The sequence below is a fragment of the Stenotrophomonas hibiscicola ATCC 19867 genome (genome assembly GCF_000382065.1).
Taxonomy (GTDB): Bacteria; Pseudomonadota; Gammaproteobacteria; order Xanthomonadales; family Xanthomonadaceae; genus Stenotrophomonas; species Stenotrophomonas hibiscicola.
Window position 1 is genome coordinate 1 of the sequence record NZ_KB907505.1, and the last position, 17,085, is coordinate 17,085.

Sequence of the window (17,085 nt, forward strand, 5' to 3'; positions counted from 1 at the left end):
AGGCTCTCTGTAGAGTCGAGCCATGCTCGACTCACGCGCGCAGCGCGAACGGCAGCCGAGCATGGGCTCGGCTCTACAGTAGATCCACGCCATGCGTGGATGGGCATGCCGGGAATGGGGTCAGAGCCCGTGCCTTACGCCGAGGCGTAACGCACGGCGGTGCCGATCCAGCGCTGCACCACGCGGTCGGCCAGCGTGGGTTGCTGGGCCAGCAGGCGCTCGGCCAGATCGTGCACGCCGGGCAGCAGGCCGGCATCGCGGGCCAGGTCGGCGATGCGGAAACCGGCCAGGCCGGTCTGGCGCGTGCCTAGCAGTTCGCCGGGGCCGCGCAGTTCCAGATCCTTTTCGGCAATGACGAAACCATCGTTGGTTTCGCGCATGGTCTGCAGGCGTTCGCGTGCCATCTGCGAGAGCGGGGCCTGGTACAGCAGCACGCAGCGCGACACCGCCGAACCGCGGCCAACACGGCCGCGCAGCTGGTGCAGCTGGGCCAGGCCGAGGCGTTCGGCGTTCTCGATCACCATCAACGAGGCGTTCGGTACGTCCACGCCCACTTCGATGACGGTGGTCGCCACCAGCAGGTCGATCTGCCCGGCCTTGAACGCCACCATCGTGGCCAGCTTTTCCGCAGCTTTCAGGCGGCCATGCACCAGCCCCACGCGTACGCCGGGCAGCAGCGCCTGCAGCGATTCGTAGGTGGCCTGCGCGGGCGTGGCGTCCAGCTCTTCGCTTTCCTCGATGAGCGTGCACACCCAGTACACCTGCCGCCCTTCCTGGCAGGCCAGCGCGATGCGCTCGATCAGTTCCGGGCGCCGGTCATTGTTGAGTGCGACCGTCTGCACCGGTGTACGCCCCGGCGGCAGTTCGTCGATGGCCGACACATCCAGGTCGGCGTATTCGGACATCGCCAGCGTGCGCGGAATCGGTGTTGCGGTCATCACCAGCTGGTGCGGCACGCTGTTGCCGCCTGCGCCCTTGTCACGCAGCGCCAGTCGCTGATGCACGCCGAAGCGGTGCTGCTCGTCGACGATGGCGAGCGCCAGATCCTGGAACACCACCGCCTCCTGCATCAGCGCGTGGGTACCAACCACCACCTGCGCTTCGCCGCTGGCGACCTGCTCCATCACCTTGGCGCGCGCCTTGCCGGTGACTTTGCCGGCCAGCCAGGCGATGCGCACACCGAGCGGTTCCAGCCAGCCGCGCAGGTTGTTGAGATGCTGTTCGGCCAGCAGCTCAGTCGGTGCTGCCAGCGCGACCTGCTTGCCCTGCTCCACCGCCAGCATCGCCGCCAGCGCGGCGACCACGGTCTTGCCGGAACCCACATCGCCCTGCACCAGCCGCAGCATCGGGCTGGGGCGCGCGAGGTCCTCGCGGATCTGCTTGAACACCCGCGCCTGCGCGCCGGTCAGCGCGAACGGCAATTGCTTCAGCAGCGCCTTGGCCAGCTTGCCGGGGCCGGCCAGCGGCGGTGCATGGTGCGCCTGCAGCGCGATACGCTGGCGACGCAGGCTGAGGTGGTGGGCCAGCAGCTCTTCCATTGCCAGGCGACGCTGCGCTGGATGAGTGCCGGCCGCCAGCGCGGCCAGGTCGGCATCGGGCGGCGGCCGGTGCACGGTCAGCAGCGCGCTGCGCAGTGACGGCAGCCCGAGGCCATCGAGCCAGCCGCTGGGCAGCAGTTCCAGCGTGCTTTCCTCCGGCAGGCGGTCCAGCGCCTGGCCGATCAGCTTGCGCATGGTCATCGGGCCGACGCCTTCGACGGTGGGATACACCGGGTCGAGGCAGTCGCCGAGTTCGGGATCGTCGTTGCGGCCCAGCACCTGGTAGCTGGGATGGACGATTTCCAGGCCGAGGTGGCCCGGCTTGGGCGTGCCGAAGCAGCGCAGCCGGTTGCCGACCGCGAACTGGCCGACCTGCTGCTGGCGGAAATGGAAGAAGCGCAGCACCAGGGTGCCCTGCCCTTCGTCTTCCACCGCTACTTTCAGCATCGGCCGGTAGCGCATGCCGCGCTCGACCGCGACCACCCGCCCTTCCACCTGCGCCGGCACGCCGTTGCGCAGGTCTTCGATGCGGGTCAGCCGGGTCCGGTCTTCATAGCGCAGCGGCAGATGAAGCCAGAGATCCTGCAGGGTGGCCAGGCCACGCGCCTGCAGTTTGGCGGCCACGGCCGGACCGACGCCCGCGAGCATCGCCAGGGATGCTTCGCCGGACGGTGACAGGACCGGGGTGACCGCCGCCTTGCGTGCCACGTGGCGGTCAGTCGATGACCATCACCGCGTCGACCTCGAAGTTGGCGCCCTTCGGCAGGCCGGAGACTTCGATGGTGGAACGGGCCGGGTACGGGGCCTGGAAGTAGTCCTGCATGACCGCGTTGACCTTGGCGAACTCGCCCAGGTCGGTCAGGTACAGGCCCAGGCGCACGACCTTGTCCAGCGAGCCGCCGGCGGCTTCGGCCACGGCCTTGAGGTTGTCGAAGGCGCGGCGGGCCTGTGCTTCGACGTCACCGGCGCCGACGATGTCGCCGGTGGCCGGGTCGAGCGGGATCTGGCCGGAGAAGTACACGGTGTTGCCGGCGCGCACGGCCTGCGAGTACGGGCCGATGGCGGCGGGGGCCTTTTCGGTGTTGATGATCTGGCGGGACATGGGTCGCTCCGGTGCTTGGGGGAAAACAGAGCGGTGATTGTACCGGGTGGGGGTGCATCCACGCATGGCGTGGATCTACGGCAATCCGGTCATGTGACGCGCCGTCTGTAGAGCCGAGCCCATGCTCGGCTGCCTCGGGCTGGAGCAGCCGAGCATGGGCTCGGCTCTACAGAAAGCATCCACCCATGGCGTGGCTCTACTGGCGGCGTACCGACTGCACGACCGACAGACGGCGCAGGCGGCGCATCACTTCGGCCAGGTGGTTGCGGTCGCGCACCTGGATGTTGAACGCCAGCACGGCGGCGTTGAAGTCGCGGTCCAGGTAGTCCACCCGTTCGATGTTGGAGTGGCTCTGGGCGATGGCAGCAGCCAGCTGCGCCAGCACACCGGTGCCGTTCTCTACTTCCACCACCAGCGAAGTGTCGTAGTCGCCGGAAACGGTGGTGTCCCAGCCGATCGGCACCCAGCGCTCGGGCGACTTGCGCAGCTCGGCCAGGTTCGGGCAGTCCATGCGGTGAACCACGATGCCCTTGCCGGCGGTGTGGTAGCCCATGATCTCGTCGCCGGGGATCGGCTGGCAGCAGCCGGCGAAGGTGACCACGCCGCGCTCGCTGCCGTTGATCAGGATCTTTTCCTGCGAGTGGTGGCGCGAATGCGGGCCGCCACGCAGTTCGGCGTAGGCCATCAGCGCCTGCGCGGCCTGGGTCGGCATCCAGTTGCCCAGTGCGACCTCGGCCAGCAGGGCTTCCAGGCGCGGGAAGCGGTGTTCGGCCAGGAACGCATCCAGGCGCCCCTTCGGCAGCCGTTCCAGCGACGAATCCATCGCTTCCAGCGCACGGTCGAGCATGCGGTGGCCGAGCTGCACGGCATCTTCGTGTTCCAGCTGCTTGAGCTGGTGGCGGATGGCGGTGCGCGCCTTGCTGGTGACCACGAATTCCAGCCACTGCGGTTTCGGCGTGGCCGAGCGTGCGGTGATGATCTCCACCGACTGGCCCGACACCAGCTTGGTACGCAGCGGCACCAGTTTCTTGTCCACGCGCGAGGCCACGGCCATGTTGCCGACGTCGGTATGCACGGCGTAGGCGAAATCGAGCGCGGTGGAGTTGCGCGGCAGCGCCAGGATCTTGCCCTTCGGGGTGAACAGGTAGACCTCGTCCGGGAACAGGTCGACCTTGACGTTGTCGAGGAACTCCAGCGAGGAACCGGCAGCACGCTGCGAATCGATCAGTTCGACGATCCAGGCGTGCGCACGGCTCTGCGCACTGTTGGGTGAATCGCCGCCGAACTTGTAGGTCCAGTGCGCGGCCACGCCGCGTTCGGCGATCAGGTCCATTTCCTCGGTGCGGATCTGCACTTCGATCGGCGAGCCATACGGCCCGAACAACACCGTGTGCAGCGACTGGTAACCGTTGGCCTTGGGGATGGCGATGAAGTCGCGGAAGCGGCCATCCAGCGGCTTGAAGGTGGCGTGCACCGAACCCAGCGCGTGGTAGCAGCTGGGCACGCTGCGCACCACCAGGCGGAAGCCGAACACGTCCATCACCTGGTCGAAGGTTTTGTTCTCGTCGCGCATCTTGTTGTAGATGCTCCACGGGGTCTTGATGCGGCTGACCAGGCGGTGCTCGATACCTTCCTTCGCCAGCCGCTGCGACAGCTGCACTTCCACCTGTGCCAGCGCTTCACGGCGTACCACCGGCTGGCTGCGGATGTGCTTTTCCAGGATCGCGTGGCGCCACGGGTACAGCGCCTTGAAGCCAAGATTCTGCAGCTCGCTCTTGACCAGACTCATGCCCAGGCGCTGGGCGATGGGCGCGTAGATCTCCAGCGTCTCGCGGGCGATGCGGCCACGCGCTTCGCGGCTCTGTGCGCCCAGCGTGCGCATGTTGTGCAGGCGGTCGGCCAGCTTGATCATGATCACGCGCAGGTCGCGCGACATCGCCAGCAGCATCTTGCGGAAGCTTTCGGCGGCCGCTTCCTGGCGGTCGCGGAACTTCAGCTTGTCCAGCTTGGTCACGCCGTCGACCAGCTCGGCCACGGCTTCGCCGAACTCGGCGGCCAGCGCCTCACGGGTCAGCGGCGTGTCTTCGATGGTGTCGTGCAGGATCGCCGCGATCAACGCTTCCACGTCCAGGCCAAGCTCGGCCAGCACCTGGGCCACGGCCACCGGATGGGTGATATAGGGCTCGCCCGACTTGCGCGTCTGCCCGGCGTGCGCGGCGGCTCCGACTTCCCAGGCGCGGCGCAGCAGCGGCAGCTGTTCCGGCGGCAGGTAATGGGCGGCGCGTTCAAGCTGGAGGACGTAGTCGGGTACGGCGGCAGCGGGGGCTGCGGCGACCTTGGCAGTGGGGCCTGGGTTCATGCCCGAAGCCTATTCCAGCGCGACGTTTACGGCAAATCCTGAATGCGAAACAGCCCGCACGGGGCGGGCTGTTCGGCGATCCAGCAACGACGTTGATCGATGCGATCAATCGTCGTTCTTGGACATGTCTTCGTCGGCGACCACTTCGGCGGCAGCCCACTCCAGCGCTTCGCGCTCGGCGCGCTCGCGCTCGGCCTTCTCGACTTCGTCGATCAGCGCGTTGTCGATCTTGCGGGCGGCGATTTCGCGCAGCGCCAGCACGGTCGGCTTGTCTTCGGTCTCGCTGTTGTCCAGCGTGGCCTGCACGCCGTTGGCGAGCTGGCGGGCACGCTTGGATGCCATCATGACCAGTTCGAAACGGTTGTTAACGACTTCCAGGCAATCTTCTACGGTGATGCGGGCCATACGGGCTCCCGGCGACCGGTCGGCCGCTCAGTCGAATGAGGGAAAGGGGACGGAGTGTACTGGCAGGAGCTGGACAAAATCAAGCCAACCCCCACCCGATTCTTTTGGAATCAGTCAGTTGCACCCGGATCGGGGGTCAGCAACGCCTGGATCAGGCTGGCGTGGCGGACCTTCTGGGCCTCCCGTCGCAGGCGGCTGGCGGTGAAGATGGCGCACAGCTCGTCCACGGCAGTGTCGAACACCTCGTTGACGATGACGTAGTCGAACTCGTTGAAGTGCAGCATCTCGTCCCGGGCCGCGCCCAGGCGCTGGGCGATGACGGCTTCGCTGTCCTGGCCGCGCTTGCGCATGCGGTCCTGCAGGGCCTGCTTGGACGGCGGCAGGATGAACACGGTGACCGTGCCCGGCACCAGCTGGCGCACCTGCTGCGCGCCCTGCCAGTCGATCTCCAGCAGCACGTCCTGGCCGGCGGCCAGCTGCGGCTCCACCGACTGCCGGGCCGTGCCCTTCCAGTCGCCGTGCACCCAGGCGTGTTCGAAGAAGTCGCCGGCGGCGATCATCTGCTCGAACTTCTCGGCACTGACGAAGTGGTAGTGCTGGCCATTCACCTCACCGGGGCGCATTGCGCGCGAGGTGAAGGAAATCGACAGGGCGATTTGCGGGTCACGCGCCAGGGTGGCATTGACGATGCTGCTCTTGCCCGCACCGGAGGGGGCGGCCACGATGTACAGCGTGCCGCGCGCAACGGTGTCCGACGGCTTCGACGGGGCGCTCATGCGCGGGATCCAACGGGTTGATTTCGCAAAATTTTTCCTCGATGTTCCAGGTCCGGCGCGGCGGATCGCGCCAGGACGGCGGGGGCTGCGCGGAACATCCTGGAACCAGGCCCGGCAGACGCTTCCCCGGGGTGCGGGCACGCAACTTTACCAGAGCGGCCCTGTTGCGCGCCCGTCCGGCAGGCGCCCGGCCTTGCGCCACATGGGTATGCGGGTGCCTGTGCTATAACCGGGCCGTACCCAACGACAGCCCGGAGGCCTGCGCCTCCCCGCCATCCCAGGAGAACGGCATGCCATCGATGAGCCGCCGCCAGTTCCTGAAAGTGACCGGGACAACCCTGGTCGGCTCCAGCCTGGCATTGATGGGCTTCGCGCCCGGCATCGCGCTCGCGGAGGTCAGGCAATACAAGCTGACCCGCGCGACCGAGACCCGCAACACCTGTACCTACTGTTCGGTGGCCTGCGGCATCCTGATGTACAGCCTCGGCGATGGCGCCAAGAACGCCGAGCCGAGCATCTTCCATATCGAGGGCGACCCGGACCATCCGGTCAACCGCGGCACGCTGTGCCCGAAGGGTGCCGGCCTGGCCGACATCATCCACAGCAAGTCGCGCCTGCTCTACCCCGAGTACCGGGCACCGGGCTCGAACGAGTGGAAGCGGCTGAGCTGGGACGATGCGCTGGATCGCATCGCGCGGCTGATGAAGGAAGACCGCGACGCCAACTTCGTGCAGAAGAACGAGGCCGGGCAGACGGTCAACCGCTGGCTGACCACCGGCATGCTGGCGGCCTCGGCCACCAGCAATGAAACCGCGGTGCTGACCCACAAGGTCGTCCGCTCCCTCGGCATGCTGGCATTCGACAACCAGGCACGTGTCTGACACGGCCCGACGGTGGCAGGTCTTGCCCCGACGCTAGGCCGTGGTGCGATGACGAATCACTGGGTCGACATCAAGAATGCCGACCTGATCCTGATCATGGGTGGCAATGCCGCCGAGGCGCACCCGTGCGGGTTCAAATGGGTGACCGAGGCCAAGGCACACAACAAGGCCCGGCTGATCGTGGTCGATCCGCGCTTCAACCGCTCGGCCGCGGTGGCCGACGTGTACGCGCCGATCCGCACCGGTACCGACATCGTGTTCCTGGGCGGCCTGATCAACTACCTGTTGACCGAGGACCGCATCCAGCACGAGTACGTGCTGAACTACACCGACATGTCGTTCCTGGTGAAGGACGAGTTCGCCTTCAAGGACGGCCTGTATTCGGGCTACAACGAAGAAAAGCGCAGCTACGACCGTTCCAGCTGGGACTACGCCTACGGTGACGATGGCTTCGTGCGCAGCGACCCGACGCTGAAGGACCCGCGCTGCGTCTACACCCTGCTCAAGCAGCACTACGCGCGCTATACCGTGGAGATGGTCGAACGCATCTGCGGCACGCCGGCCGACAGCATCCGGCAGGTCTGGGAGATGATCGCGTCCACCGCCGGCAAGGACAAGGCGATGACCATCCTGTACGCGCTGGGCTGGACGCAGCACTCGGTGGGTGCGCAGAACGTGCGCGCCGGCACCATGGTGCAGTTGCTGCTGGGCAACATCGGCGTGGCCGGTGGTGGCATGAACGCGCTGCGCGGGCATTCCAACATCCAGGGCCTGACCGACATCGGCCTGATGTCCGATCTGCTGCCTGGCTACCTGACGCTGCCGAAGCAGGACGAGCAGGACTACGACGCCTACATCGCCAAGCGCACGCAGAAGCCGCTGCGCGCCAACCAGATGTCGTTCTGGCAGAACTACCCGAAGTTCCACGTCAGCCTGATGAAATCGTGGTGGGGCGACGCCGCCACCGCCGACAACAACTGGTGCTTTGATTACCTGCCCAAGCTGGACAAGCCGTACGACATGCTGCAGGCGTACGAGCTGATGAACGAGGGCAAGATCCATGGCTACATCTGCCAGGGCTTCAACCCCCTGGCTTCGGCGCCTAACAAGGGCAAGCTGATCAGCGCGTTCTCCAAGCTGAAGTTCATGGTCAGCATGGACCCGCTGGAAACCGAGACCATCGCCTTCTGGCAGAACCACGGCGCACTGAACGACGTCGACCCGAGCACGATCCAGACCGAGGTGTTCCGCCTGCCGACCACCTCCTTTGCCGAGGAGAACGGCGCGGTGGTGAATTCCTCGCGCTGGCTGCAGTGGCACTGGAAGGGGGCCAATCCGCCAGGCGAAGCGCGCAGCGACATCGAGATCATGTCCGAGCTGTTCCATCGCATCAAAGCGATGTACGAGAAGGACGGCGGCGCGTGGTGGGAGCCGGTGCGCGACCTGGCCTGGAACTACGCCAACCCTGAGGTACCCACGCCCGAAGAACTGGCGATGGAATACAACGGCAAGGCGCTGGCCGACGTGTTCGATCCGAAGGACCCAACCAGGTTGGTGCGCAAGGCCGGCGAGCAGCTGGCCGCATTCGGCGACCTGCGCGACGACGGCAGCACCGCCTGCGGCTGCTGGATCTACATCGGTGCCTGGGGCCCGACCGGCAACATGATGGCGCGGCGTGACAACAGCGACCCCACCGGCATCGGCAACACGCTGGGCTGGGCCTGGGCGTGGCCGGCCAATCGTCGCGTGATGTACAACCGCGCCTCGTGCGACGTCGCCGGAAAGCCATTTGATCCACGGCGCACGCTGCTGGCCTGGAACGGGAAAAACTGGGGCAGCGTGGACGTGCCCGACTTCAAGGCCGACGAAGATCCCGCCGGCGGAATGGGCCCGTTCATCATGAACCCGGAGGGCATCGCGCGCTTCTTCGCCAAGGCCGGCATGGCCGAAGGCCCGTTCCCGGAGCACTACGAACCGTTCGATACACCGCTGCGCAGCAACCCGCTCAGCCCCGGCCAGGCACTGACGCTGAACAACCCGGCCGCCCGCGTATTCGCCAGCGATCGCGCACAGATCGGTTCGCCGGACGAGTTCCCGCATGTGGCCACCACCTACCGCCTGACCGAGCATTTCCACTTCTGGACCAAGCACGGCAAGTTGAACGCCATCATCCAGCCCGAGCAGTTCGTCGAGATCGGCGCGGCGTTGGCCGACGAGCTGGGCATCAACAACGGCAGCCGCGTGCGGGTCAGTTCCAAGCGCGGCCACATCGAAGCGGTCGCCATGGTGACCAAGCGCATCAAGGCCCTGCAGATCGATGGCCGGACCGTGCACCAGGTGGGCGTGCCGATCCACTGGGGCTTCCTCGGTGCGGCCAAGCCCGGATACATCGCCAATACGCTGACCAACGCCATCGGTGACGGCAACTCGCAGACGCCCGAATCGAAGTGCATCCTGGTCAAGGTCGAGAAGGTGTAGGAGACACGCCATGTCACTGCAATCGCTGGACATCATCCGCCGCTCGGCCACCACCACGCCCTCGCCGGAGGCGCGTGGTGCGCACACCGGCCAGGTCGCCAAGCTGATCGATGTGAGCAAGTGCATCGGCTGCAAGGCCTGCCAGGTCGCCTGCATGGAGTGGAACGATCTGCGCGACGAAGTGGGCAGCTGCGTTGGCAGCTACGACAACCCGCCCGACCTGAGCGAACAGTCGTGGACGGTGATGAAATTCCGCGAGTACGAGGACGAGAAGGGCAAGCTGGAGTGGCTGATCCGCAAGGAAGGCTGCATGCACTGCAGCGATCCGGGCTGCCTGAAGGCCTGTCCGTCGCCCGGCGCGATCATCCAGTACGCCAATGGCATCGTCGACTTCCAGGAAGAAAACTGCATCGGCTGCGGCTACTGCGTGACCGGTTGTCCGTTCGACGTGCCGCGCATCTCCAAGAAGGACCACAAGGCCTACAAGTGCACGCTGTGTTCGGACCGGGTGGCGGTGGGCCAGGAACCGGCCTGCGTGAAGACCTGCCCGACCGGCGCGATCACCTTCGGCAGCAAGCAGGCGATGACCGAGCACGCGGCCGGCCGTGTGGAAGACCTGAAATCGCGCGGCTACGAGAACGCCGGCCTGTACGACCCGCAGGGCGTGGGTGGCACCCACGTGATGTACGTGCTGCAGCATGTGGACAAGCCCGAGCTGTACGCCGATCTGCCCAAGGACCCACGCATCAGCCCGATGGTGGAGGTCTGGAAGGGCGTGGCCAAGCCGCTGGGCCTGCTGGCGATCGCCGCCACCGCCTTCGCCGGCTTCCTGCATTACATCGGCATCGGCCGCAACACGGTCAATGACGAGGAAGAAGAGGAAGCCGAGCACGAGGCGAAGAAGATCGAAGAGGAGCAGCGGCCATGAAGTACGCCCCGCACCCGCGCCAGATCATCCGCTACCGCGCACCGACCCGCATCAACCACTGGATCGTGGCGATCTGCTTCGTGCTGACCGCGCTGTCCGGGCTGGCGCTGTTCCACCCTGCCCTGTTCCCGTTGACCCAGCTGTTCGGTGGCGGCCCCTGGACGCGCATCCTGCATCCGTTCATCGGGCTGGCCATGGTGGTGGGCTTTGCGCTGCTGGCGTTCCGCATGTGGCGCGACAATCTGCCGACCGCCGACGATCGCGCATGGATGCGCGGCATGCGCGATGTGCTGCGCAACGAAGATGAGAAGCTGCCGCCGGTGGGCCGTTTCAATGCGGGCCAGAAGCTGCTGTTCTGGGCCATCATCGGCTGCCTGTCGGCGCTGCTGCTGACCGGCTTCGTGATCTGGCGGCAGTATTTCAGCCACTTCTTCCCGATCGGGATGATCCGCTTCTCGGTGCTGGCCCATGCGCTGTTCGGCTGGGTGCTGATCTGCGCCATCGTGGTGCACATCTATGCGGCAATCTGGATCAAGGGGTCGGTGCGGGCGATGACCCAGGGCAAGGTGACCTACGGGTGGGCGTACAAGCATCACCGGCAGTGGTTCCGGGACATCCTGCGCGGGCGCCGGGAAGAGGGGTAGCGGCAGGGCCAGCGGCCCTGCACCCGCTTCAAGCCAAGGCAACAGCAACAGCGGCTATCCGTGGGATGGCGGGGTGGATCCGGTTGCGGGGGACGCTGCAACTACGTCCATGTAAGCTCGGTCGCCGCATCCATGCGGCTCACGCCCCCGCAACCGGCCCCACCCCGCCCTCGACAGTTGGCCGCGATCTGTCGGTGGGTGCCGACCGTTGGTCGGCACTGATCGAATCCCGACCAACGCTCGGGATCCACTTTCAACCAACCGATGGGGTCAGATCCGTTTTCCTGTGGAAAACGGATCTGACCCCAACCTTTCAAATGGCCGGCAACACGCTGGACGCCAGCGCTGACAACGGCGAGGATGGAGCCTGGTTCTTCTGGCTGGCCCTGCATGGCGCAACGCATCCTTGAACCCGGTGAGATCGAGACACTGGCCTCGCGCGATGTTCCGCGCATCATCCTGCCCGATGTCGCTTCCCTGTTCGCCGAGCGCGCGACACGCCTGCGCAGCCTGGCCGCGCACAGTGCCATCGGCGGTTACCTGCAGCTGCTGGCGGCGTTGGCCGATGCACAGCAGGCGCTGCTGGACGGGCTGACACCGCAGCAGCGCGAGGCACTGCAATGGCAGGCACGTGCGCAGCAGTCGAGTGCGGCGGCCGGTGCCGGCATGCCGTTGCGGCCGGCCAACACGCTTCAGCTGGATGGATGCTGGCGCGACTGGCTGCGCACGCTGTGCCAGCACTGTGCCGACGAAATGGGGCTGCCGCTGGAAACCCGACAGGAGCTGCAACGCGTCGCCGCGGCCGACGACGCCTGGCTGGATGCGCAGGCGCACGCGGTGCTGGAGCGTGATGACGCGCCATCGGTGGATGCGGTCGCTGCACTGCTGGTGATGACCGCACTGCAGGTTTACTGGGCGGTGCTCGCAGCCAGCTTCCGCCCTACCGACCTGAAGCCGCTGGCTGATGCGCCAGGGCTGTGCCCGCTGTGCGGCACGTTGCCGGTGACCAGCGTGGTGCAGGCACGCCCACCCTATGCATCTTATCGTTACCTGTCGTGCTCGCTGTGCGCCTGCCAGTGGCACTACGTGCGCGTGCAATGCAGCCAGTGTGGTGCCGCCGGCAAGGACATCGCCTATCGCGCCCTGGCCGACGTGGATGGCGACAGCGGCGAGGCGGTGCGCGAGAGCGCGGTACGCGCCGAGACCTGCGACCACTGCCACAGCTATCGCAAGATCCTGTATCTGGAAAAGGACCCGTCACTGGAGCCGGTGGCCGATGACCTCGGCACGCTGGCGCTGGATCTGCTGCTGGCCGAGGAAGGCTATGCGCGTGCCAGCCAGAATCCTCTGCTGTGGCAATCCGACGGCGATTGAGGCGATGACAGCCATGCCCCCCGCCCCGGCATCGGCCGCCGCCCTGCCCTCGCTGGACCGGGTGCTGCGCCTGCCTGCACTGGCGCCACTGATCGAAGGCCACGGTCGAAGCCGCATCACCCAGCTGCTGCGTTCGCACCTGCAGGTGCTGCGTGAGCGTGTAAGCGCCAGCCAGTTGTCGACCGCGCAGCTGCAGGAAGCGGTCGACGGCCCGGCGCTGGCGACGGCAGTCGAGGCCGCACTGGCAGCCGATGCACGGCTGGACCTGCAACCGATGTTCAACCTGACCGGCACCGTACTGCATACCAACCTGGGTCGCGCATTGCTGCCCGAGGCTGCGGTGCAGGCCGTCACCCGCGCGATGACCGCGCCGGTGGATCTGGAGTTCGACGTCATCCGTGGCCGTCGCGGTGACCGCGATGCGCGGGTGCAGGCATTGATCTGCGAACTGACCGGCGCCGAAGCCGCCACCGTGGTCAACAACAATGCGGCGGCGGTCCTGCTGCTGCTCAACAGCCTGGCCAACCGCCGCGAGGTGGTGGTGTCGCGCGGCGAACTGGTGGAGATCGGCGGTGCCTTCCGCATCCCCGATGTGATGCGCAGCGCGGGCGCGCGGCTGCTGGAAGTGGGTACCACCAACCGTACCCATCCGGCCGACTTCACCAACGCCATCGGCGCGCGCACAGCGCTGCTGATGGAGGTGCATGCCAGCAACTACGCGATCACCGGATTCACTGCCAAGGTCGACACCGCGGCGACGGCCGCGATCGCGCACGAACATGGCCTGCCGCTGGTGGTGGACCTGGGCAGTGGCAGCCTGTGCGATCTGCGCATGTTCGGCCTGCCGCACGAGCCCACCGTGCAGGAAACACTGGCGGCCGGCGCCGATCTGGTTTCTTTCAGCGGCGACAAGCTATTGGGTGGCCCGCAGGCCGGCATCATCGCCGGCCGCGCCGACCTGATCGCGCGGATCAACCGCAACCCGCTCAAGCGCGCGCTGCGCATGGACAAGATGGGCCTGGCTGCGCTGGAAGCGGTGGTGGCCCTGTACCGCGAACCGGAGCTGCTGGCACAGCGCCTGCCGACCCTGCGCACGCTGTCGCGCACGCAGGACGACATCGATGCGCAGGCCCAGCGCCTGCTGGAGCCGATGAAGTCCATGCTGGCAGACGACTACACCCTTGAAGAGGCCTCAATGCACAGCCAGATCGGCAGCGGCGCCCAGCCACAGGCGCAGCTGGCCAGCGCCGGACTGCGCATTACCAGCGCGCGCCGTGGCGGACTGGATCGCCTGGCCAAGCGCCTGCGTCAGCTGCCGCGACCCGTGCTGGGCCGCATTGCCGATGACGCGCTGTGGCTGGACCTGCGCTGCCTGGAACCCGCCGACGAAGCGGCCTTCCTGGCCCAATGGAGCATGCTGCAGGCATGATCGTCGGCACCGCCGGGCATATCGACCATGGCAAGACCAGCCTGGTGCGGGCTCTGACCGGCATCGAAACCGATCGCCTGCGGGAAGAGCGTACGCGCGGCATATCGATCGAACTGGGCTACGCCTATGTCCCGGTGGAAAGCGGGGACGTCGAAGGTCCGGCCGCGACGCTGGGCTTCGTCGATGTGCCGGGCCATGAACGCTTCGTGCATACGATGGTGGCCGGCGCCACGGGTATCGACGTCGCCCTGCTGGTCATCGCTGCCGACGACGGCGTGATGCCACAGACCCGCGAGCATCTGGCCATCCTGCAACTGCTGGGCGTGAACCGCGGTGCGGTGGCGCTCACCAAGATCGACCGTGTGGATACGGCGCGCCTGGCCCGGGTCGAGATCGAGGTCGCTGCCCTGCTGGCCGGCACTCCGCTGCAGGATTCCCCTGTGTTCACCTGCAACAGCACCGCACCCGACGATGCTGGCATCAACGCGCTGCGTACCCAGCTGCACGCGTGGGCGGCGGACGACGCCAGCACGCGCCAGGCCGAACTGCGCAGCGAGCTGTTCCGCATGCCGGTGGACCGCGTGTTCTCGCTGGCCGGCCACGGCACGCTGGTGACCGGCGCAGTGCACGGCGGCATCGCCGCGGTGGGTGAGCATCTGCAGCTGATGCCGGCCGCCACTGAAGTGCGCATACGCAGCATCCACGCGCAGAACCAGGCCAGTGACCACGCGATGGCCGGGCAGCGCTGCGCGCTGAACCTGGCGGCCATCGCCCGTGATGACATCCGCCGCGGTGACTGGATCGCCGACGCACGCGCACTGCTGGCCACCACCCGCGTTGATGTGCGGTTGCGGCTGTCCGCGTTGGCCGCACCGTTGCGCGACTGGGCACCGCTGCATATCCACTGGGGCACGATTCACCGGCAGGCCCATGTGGTGCTGCTGGAGGACCATGACCACGGTGATGGGCAGTTGGTGCAGCTGGTGTTCGATGCTCCGGTCTGTGCGATGTGTGGCGACCGCTTCATTGCCCGCGATTCAGCGGCCACCCACACGCTGGGCGGCGGCCTCGTGCTCGATCCGGACCCACCACAGCGGCACCGGCGCAGTCCTGCACGGCTCGCATGGCTGGGAGCACTGGAGCAACTGGCCGCGGGTGCGGGAATCGGCCCACTGTTGCAGCAGGCGCCCTTCGGTGTTGCCATGGCCGCGCTGCAGCGCTACTGCCGGCGCGCCGCCGACCGGATCGTTCTTCCCGCAGGCGCACAGCGCGTCATCACCCGCGAAGACACGGTGGTCATCCTCGCCTCGCACTGGCAGCTGCTGCGCGAGCAGGTAGTCACCTCACTGCGCAGTTGGCATGAGCGACGCCCCGACGAACCCGGTGTCGACAGCGGACGCCTGCAGCGCAGCACCCTGCCCTCGCTTGCAGCGAGCCTCTGGAACGCGCTTCTCCAGGACCTGCTGGACGACGGCAGCGTGCAGCGCGTGGGCGCCTGGTGGCGCCTGCCCGGCCATGACCATGCGCCACCGGAACGCGAGCGTCTGCTGCTGGAACGCGTGCTGCCGCGACTGCACGCCGGTGGCTTCGATCCGCCGTGGGTGCGCACCCTGGCCGCCGACATCGGCCTGGCCGAAGACGAAGTCCGCGCCATTCTGCGCCGCGCCGCCACACGTGGCGAATTGTTCCAGGTGGTACCGGACCTGTTCTATGCACCGGCCCGCATTGCCGAGCTGGCCGCGATCGTCGCGCAGCTGTCGCAGGCCAGCGGCGCGGTGGATGCGGCCGCTTTCCGCGATGCCATCGGCCTGGGCCGCAAGCGCAGCATCCAGATCTTGGAGTTCTTCAATCGCGTTGGCTACACTCGACGCGTCGGTGACCAGCATCGGCCGCGTGGCGACCTGCAGTGGAACGCAGCCCGCGACTGAGCCCACCGCTACCGCCGTACTTTCGGAAGGCATGCGCATCCGGGCATGCGGCTGGGCTTCAAACCCAGTAGGGGGCGTCGATCGTTCCCTGGTAGGTTCGACTCCTGCTGCCTTCCGCCATTCGTGTTTCCGCTGGAGATGTCGGCATGGCCACGCACGTGCAGTCCCCCGCCCCGTCAACGGCCGATGCCCCGCAACGACTGACGTCTCTCGCGCATGGCGGCGGCTGCGGCTGCAAGATCGCGCCGGGCGTGCTGAGCGAACTGCTGCGCGGCGTTCCAGCACTTCCGGCACCGGCCGAACTGCTGGTTGGCCGCGAGACCAGCGACGACGCCGCGGTGTACCGCCTCGATGATCGCCAGGCGATTGTCGCCACCACCGATTTCTTCATGCCGATCGTCGACGATCCGTTCGATTTCGGCCGCATCGCCGCCACCAACGCGTTGTCGGACCTGTACGCGATGGGCGCCCGGCCATTGTTCGCACTGGCCATCGTCGGCATGCCGATCAACACGCTGCCGCAGGACACGATCCGCGGCATCCTGCAGGGTGGCGAACGCGCCTGCGCCGATGCGGGCATCGTGGTCGCTGGTGGCCACAGCATCGATTCGGTGGAACCCATCTACGGCCTGGCCGCGATCGGCGTGCTCGACCCGCAACGACTCAAGCGCAATGCCGATGCCCGCGCCGGCGACGTGCTGGTGCTGGGCAAGCCGTTGGGCGTGGGCGTGTATTCGTCGGCGCTGAAGAAGGAAGTGCTGGATGCCGACGGCTACCGGCAGATGATCGCGTCGACCACCCGCCTGAACACCGTGGGCGTGCCGCTGGCTGCGCTGGACGGCGTGCATGCCATGACCGACGTCACCGGCTTCGGCCTGCTCGGCCACCTGCTGGAAGTGTGCCGCGCCAGTGGTGTCGCTGCCGAGGTGGACAGTGCACAGGTGCCGCTGCTGCCGCAGGCGCTGGAGCTGCTGCAGCGTGGCTGCGTGACCGGCGCATCCAACCGCAACTGGGCCTCGTATGGTGCCGAGGTGCGTTTCGCCGATGGGTTGCCGGCACACTGGCAGCCGCTGCTGACCGACCCGCAGACCAGCGGCGGCCTGCTGGTGTCCTGTGCCCCGGAAGCGGTGGACGCGGTGCTGGCCTGTTTCCACGACGCAGGGTTCGTCCAGGCGGCCGTGGTGGGGCACTTGGGCGAAGGAGCGCCGGGCGTCAGCGTGGTTTGAGGCGTGAAGGTTTGCCA

The 17,085-nt window shown here is 67.1% G+C and carries 12 protein-coding genes and 1 tRNA gene; 8 read left to right on the forward strand and 5 right to left on the reverse strand.

Annotated features, from left to right (window positions below; all coding sequences use genetic code 11):
• Positions 1–134 precede the first annotated feature (134 nt).
• From recG to gmk, 5 genes are all read right to left on the reverse strand, one after another.
• Positions 135–2,246, reverse strand: a complete 2,112-nt coding sequence (gene recG / locus G370_RS0118830; protein ID WP_019661979.1) for an ATP-dependent DNA helicase RecG — start codon at positions 2,244–2,246, stop codon at positions 135–137.
• A 7-nt stretch (positions 2,247–2,253) separates the two neighbouring features.
• A complete protein-coding gene (locus G370_RS0118835; RefSeq protein ID WP_005410875.1) occupies positions 2,254–2,640 on the reverse strand; it encodes a RidA family protein in 387 nt (128 codons plus the stop codon).
• A gap of 196 nt (positions 2,641–2,836) precedes the next feature.
• Positions 2,837–4,999 carry a RelA/SpoT family protein gene (locus G370_RS0118840; RefSeq protein ID WP_019661980.1) on the reverse strand — a complete coding sequence of 721 codons (2,163 nt, stop codon included), beginning with the start codon at positions 4,997–4,999 and terminating at the stop codon, positions 2,837–2,839.
• Positions 5,000–5,104: 105 nt separating this feature from the next.
• The gene (rpoZ, locus tag G370_RS0118845) at positions 5,105–5,404 is read right to left on the reverse strand and encodes a DNA-directed RNA polymerase subunit omega (protein ID WP_005410877.1); all 300 of its coding nucleotides are present in this window, start codon (positions 5,402–5,404) and stop codon (positions 5,105–5,107) included.
• Positions 5,405–5,514: 110 nt separating this feature from the next.
• A complete protein-coding gene (gene gmk / locus G370_RS0118850) occupies positions 5,515–6,180 on the reverse strand; it encodes a guanylate kinase (RefSeq protein ID WP_019661981.1) in 666 nt (221 codons plus the stop codon).
• 290 nt (positions 6,181–6,470) lie between these two features.
• Here gmk and fdnG point away from each other — a divergent pair, with 290 nt between their 5' ends.
• The 8 genes from fdnG (at position 6,471) to selD (ending at position 17,068) form a co-directional block, all read left to right on the forward strand.
• Positions 6,471–9,539, forward strand: coding sequence for a formate dehydrogenase-N subunit alpha (fdnG, locus tag G370_RS0118860; RefSeq protein ID WP_154081367.1), 3,069 nt, complete (start codon positions 6,471–6,473; stop codon positions 9,537–9,539).
• A gap of 10 nt (positions 9,540–9,549) precedes the next feature.
• A complete protein-coding gene (fdxH, locus tag G370_RS0118865) occupies positions 9,550–10,467 on the forward strand; it encodes a formate dehydrogenase subunit beta (protein ID WP_019661983.1) in 918 nt (305 codons plus the stop codon).
• Positions 10,464–11,111 carry a formate dehydrogenase subunit gamma gene (locus tag G370_RS0118870; RefSeq protein WP_019661984.1) on the forward strand — a complete coding sequence of 216 codons (648 nt, stop codon included), beginning with the start codon at positions 10,464–10,466 and terminating at the stop codon, positions 11,109–11,111. The genes fdxH and G370_RS0118870 overlap by 4 nt, the downstream gene beginning before the upstream one ends.
• Before the next feature lie 390 nt (positions 11,112–11,501).
• Entirely contained in the window at positions 11,502–12,485 is a 984-nt protein-coding gene (gene fdhE, locus G370_RS0118880) for a formate dehydrogenase accessory protein FdhE (RefSeq protein ID WP_019661986.1), read from the forward strand.
• A 4-nt stretch (positions 12,486–12,489) separates the two neighbouring features.
• Positions 12,490–13,914 carry an L-seryl-tRNA(Sec) selenium transferase gene (gene selA / locus G370_RS0118885; protein ID WP_019661987.1) on the forward strand — a complete coding sequence of 475 codons (1,425 nt, stop codon included), beginning with the start codon at positions 12,490–12,492 and terminating at the stop codon, positions 13,912–13,914.
• Complete coding sequence (gene selB / locus G370_RS0118890; RefSeq protein WP_026347261.1) at positions 13,911–15,842, forward strand: selenocysteine-specific translation elongation factor; 1,932 nt, start codon at positions 13,911–13,913, stop codon at positions 15,840–15,842. The genes selA and selB overlap by 4 nt, the downstream gene beginning before the upstream one ends.
• A 24-nt stretch (positions 15,843–15,866) precedes the next feature.
• Positions 15,867–15,962, forward strand: a tRNA-Sec gene (locus tag G370_RS0118895).
• 26 nt (positions 15,963–15,988) lie between these two features.
• A complete protein-coding gene (gene selD, locus G370_RS0118900; protein ID WP_019661989.1) occupies positions 15,989–17,068 on the forward strand; it encodes a selenide, water dikinase SelD in 1,080 nt (359 codons plus the stop codon).
• The last annotated feature ends 17 nt before the right edge of the window (positions 17,069–17,085 follow it).

Coding starts and splice junctions, on each gene's coding strand:
- G370_RS0118835 (WP_005410875.1), bottom strand. CDS start 2,640: ATGTCCCGCCAGATCATCAACACCGAAAAGGCCCCCGCCGCCATCGGC.
- G370_RS0118840 (WP_019661980.1), bottom strand. CDS start 4,999: ATGAACCCAGGCCCCACTGCCAAGGTCGCCGCAGCCCCCGCTGCCGCC.
- rpoZ (WP_005410877.1), bottom strand. CDS start 5,404: ATGGCCCGCATCACCGTAGAAGATTGCCTGGAAGTCGTTAACAACCGT.
- gmk (WP_019661981.1), bottom strand. CDS start 6,180: ATGAGCGCCCCGTCGAAGCCGTCGGACACCGTTGCGCGCGGCACGCTG.
- fdxH (WP_019661983.1), top strand. CDS start 9,550: ATGTCACTGCAATCGCTGGACATCATCCGCCGCTCGGCCACCACCACG.
- G370_RS0118870 (WP_019661984.1), top strand. CDS start 10,464: ATGAAGTACGCCCCGCACCCGCGCCAGATCATCCGCTACCGCGCACCG.
- fdhE (WP_019661986.1), top strand. CDS start 11,502: ATGGCGCAACGCATCCTTGAACCCGGTGAGATCGAGACACTGGCCTCG.
- selA (WP_019661987.1), top strand. CDS start 12,490: ATGACAGCCATGCCCCCCGCCCCGGCATCGGCCGCCGCCCTGCCCTCG.
- selB (WP_026347261.1), top strand. CDS start 13,911: ATGATCGTCGGCACCGCCGGGCATATCGACCATGGCAAGACCAGCCTG.
- selD (WP_019661989.1), top strand. CDS start 15,989: ATGGCCACGCACGTGCAGTCCCCCGCCCCGTCAACGGCCGATGCCCCG.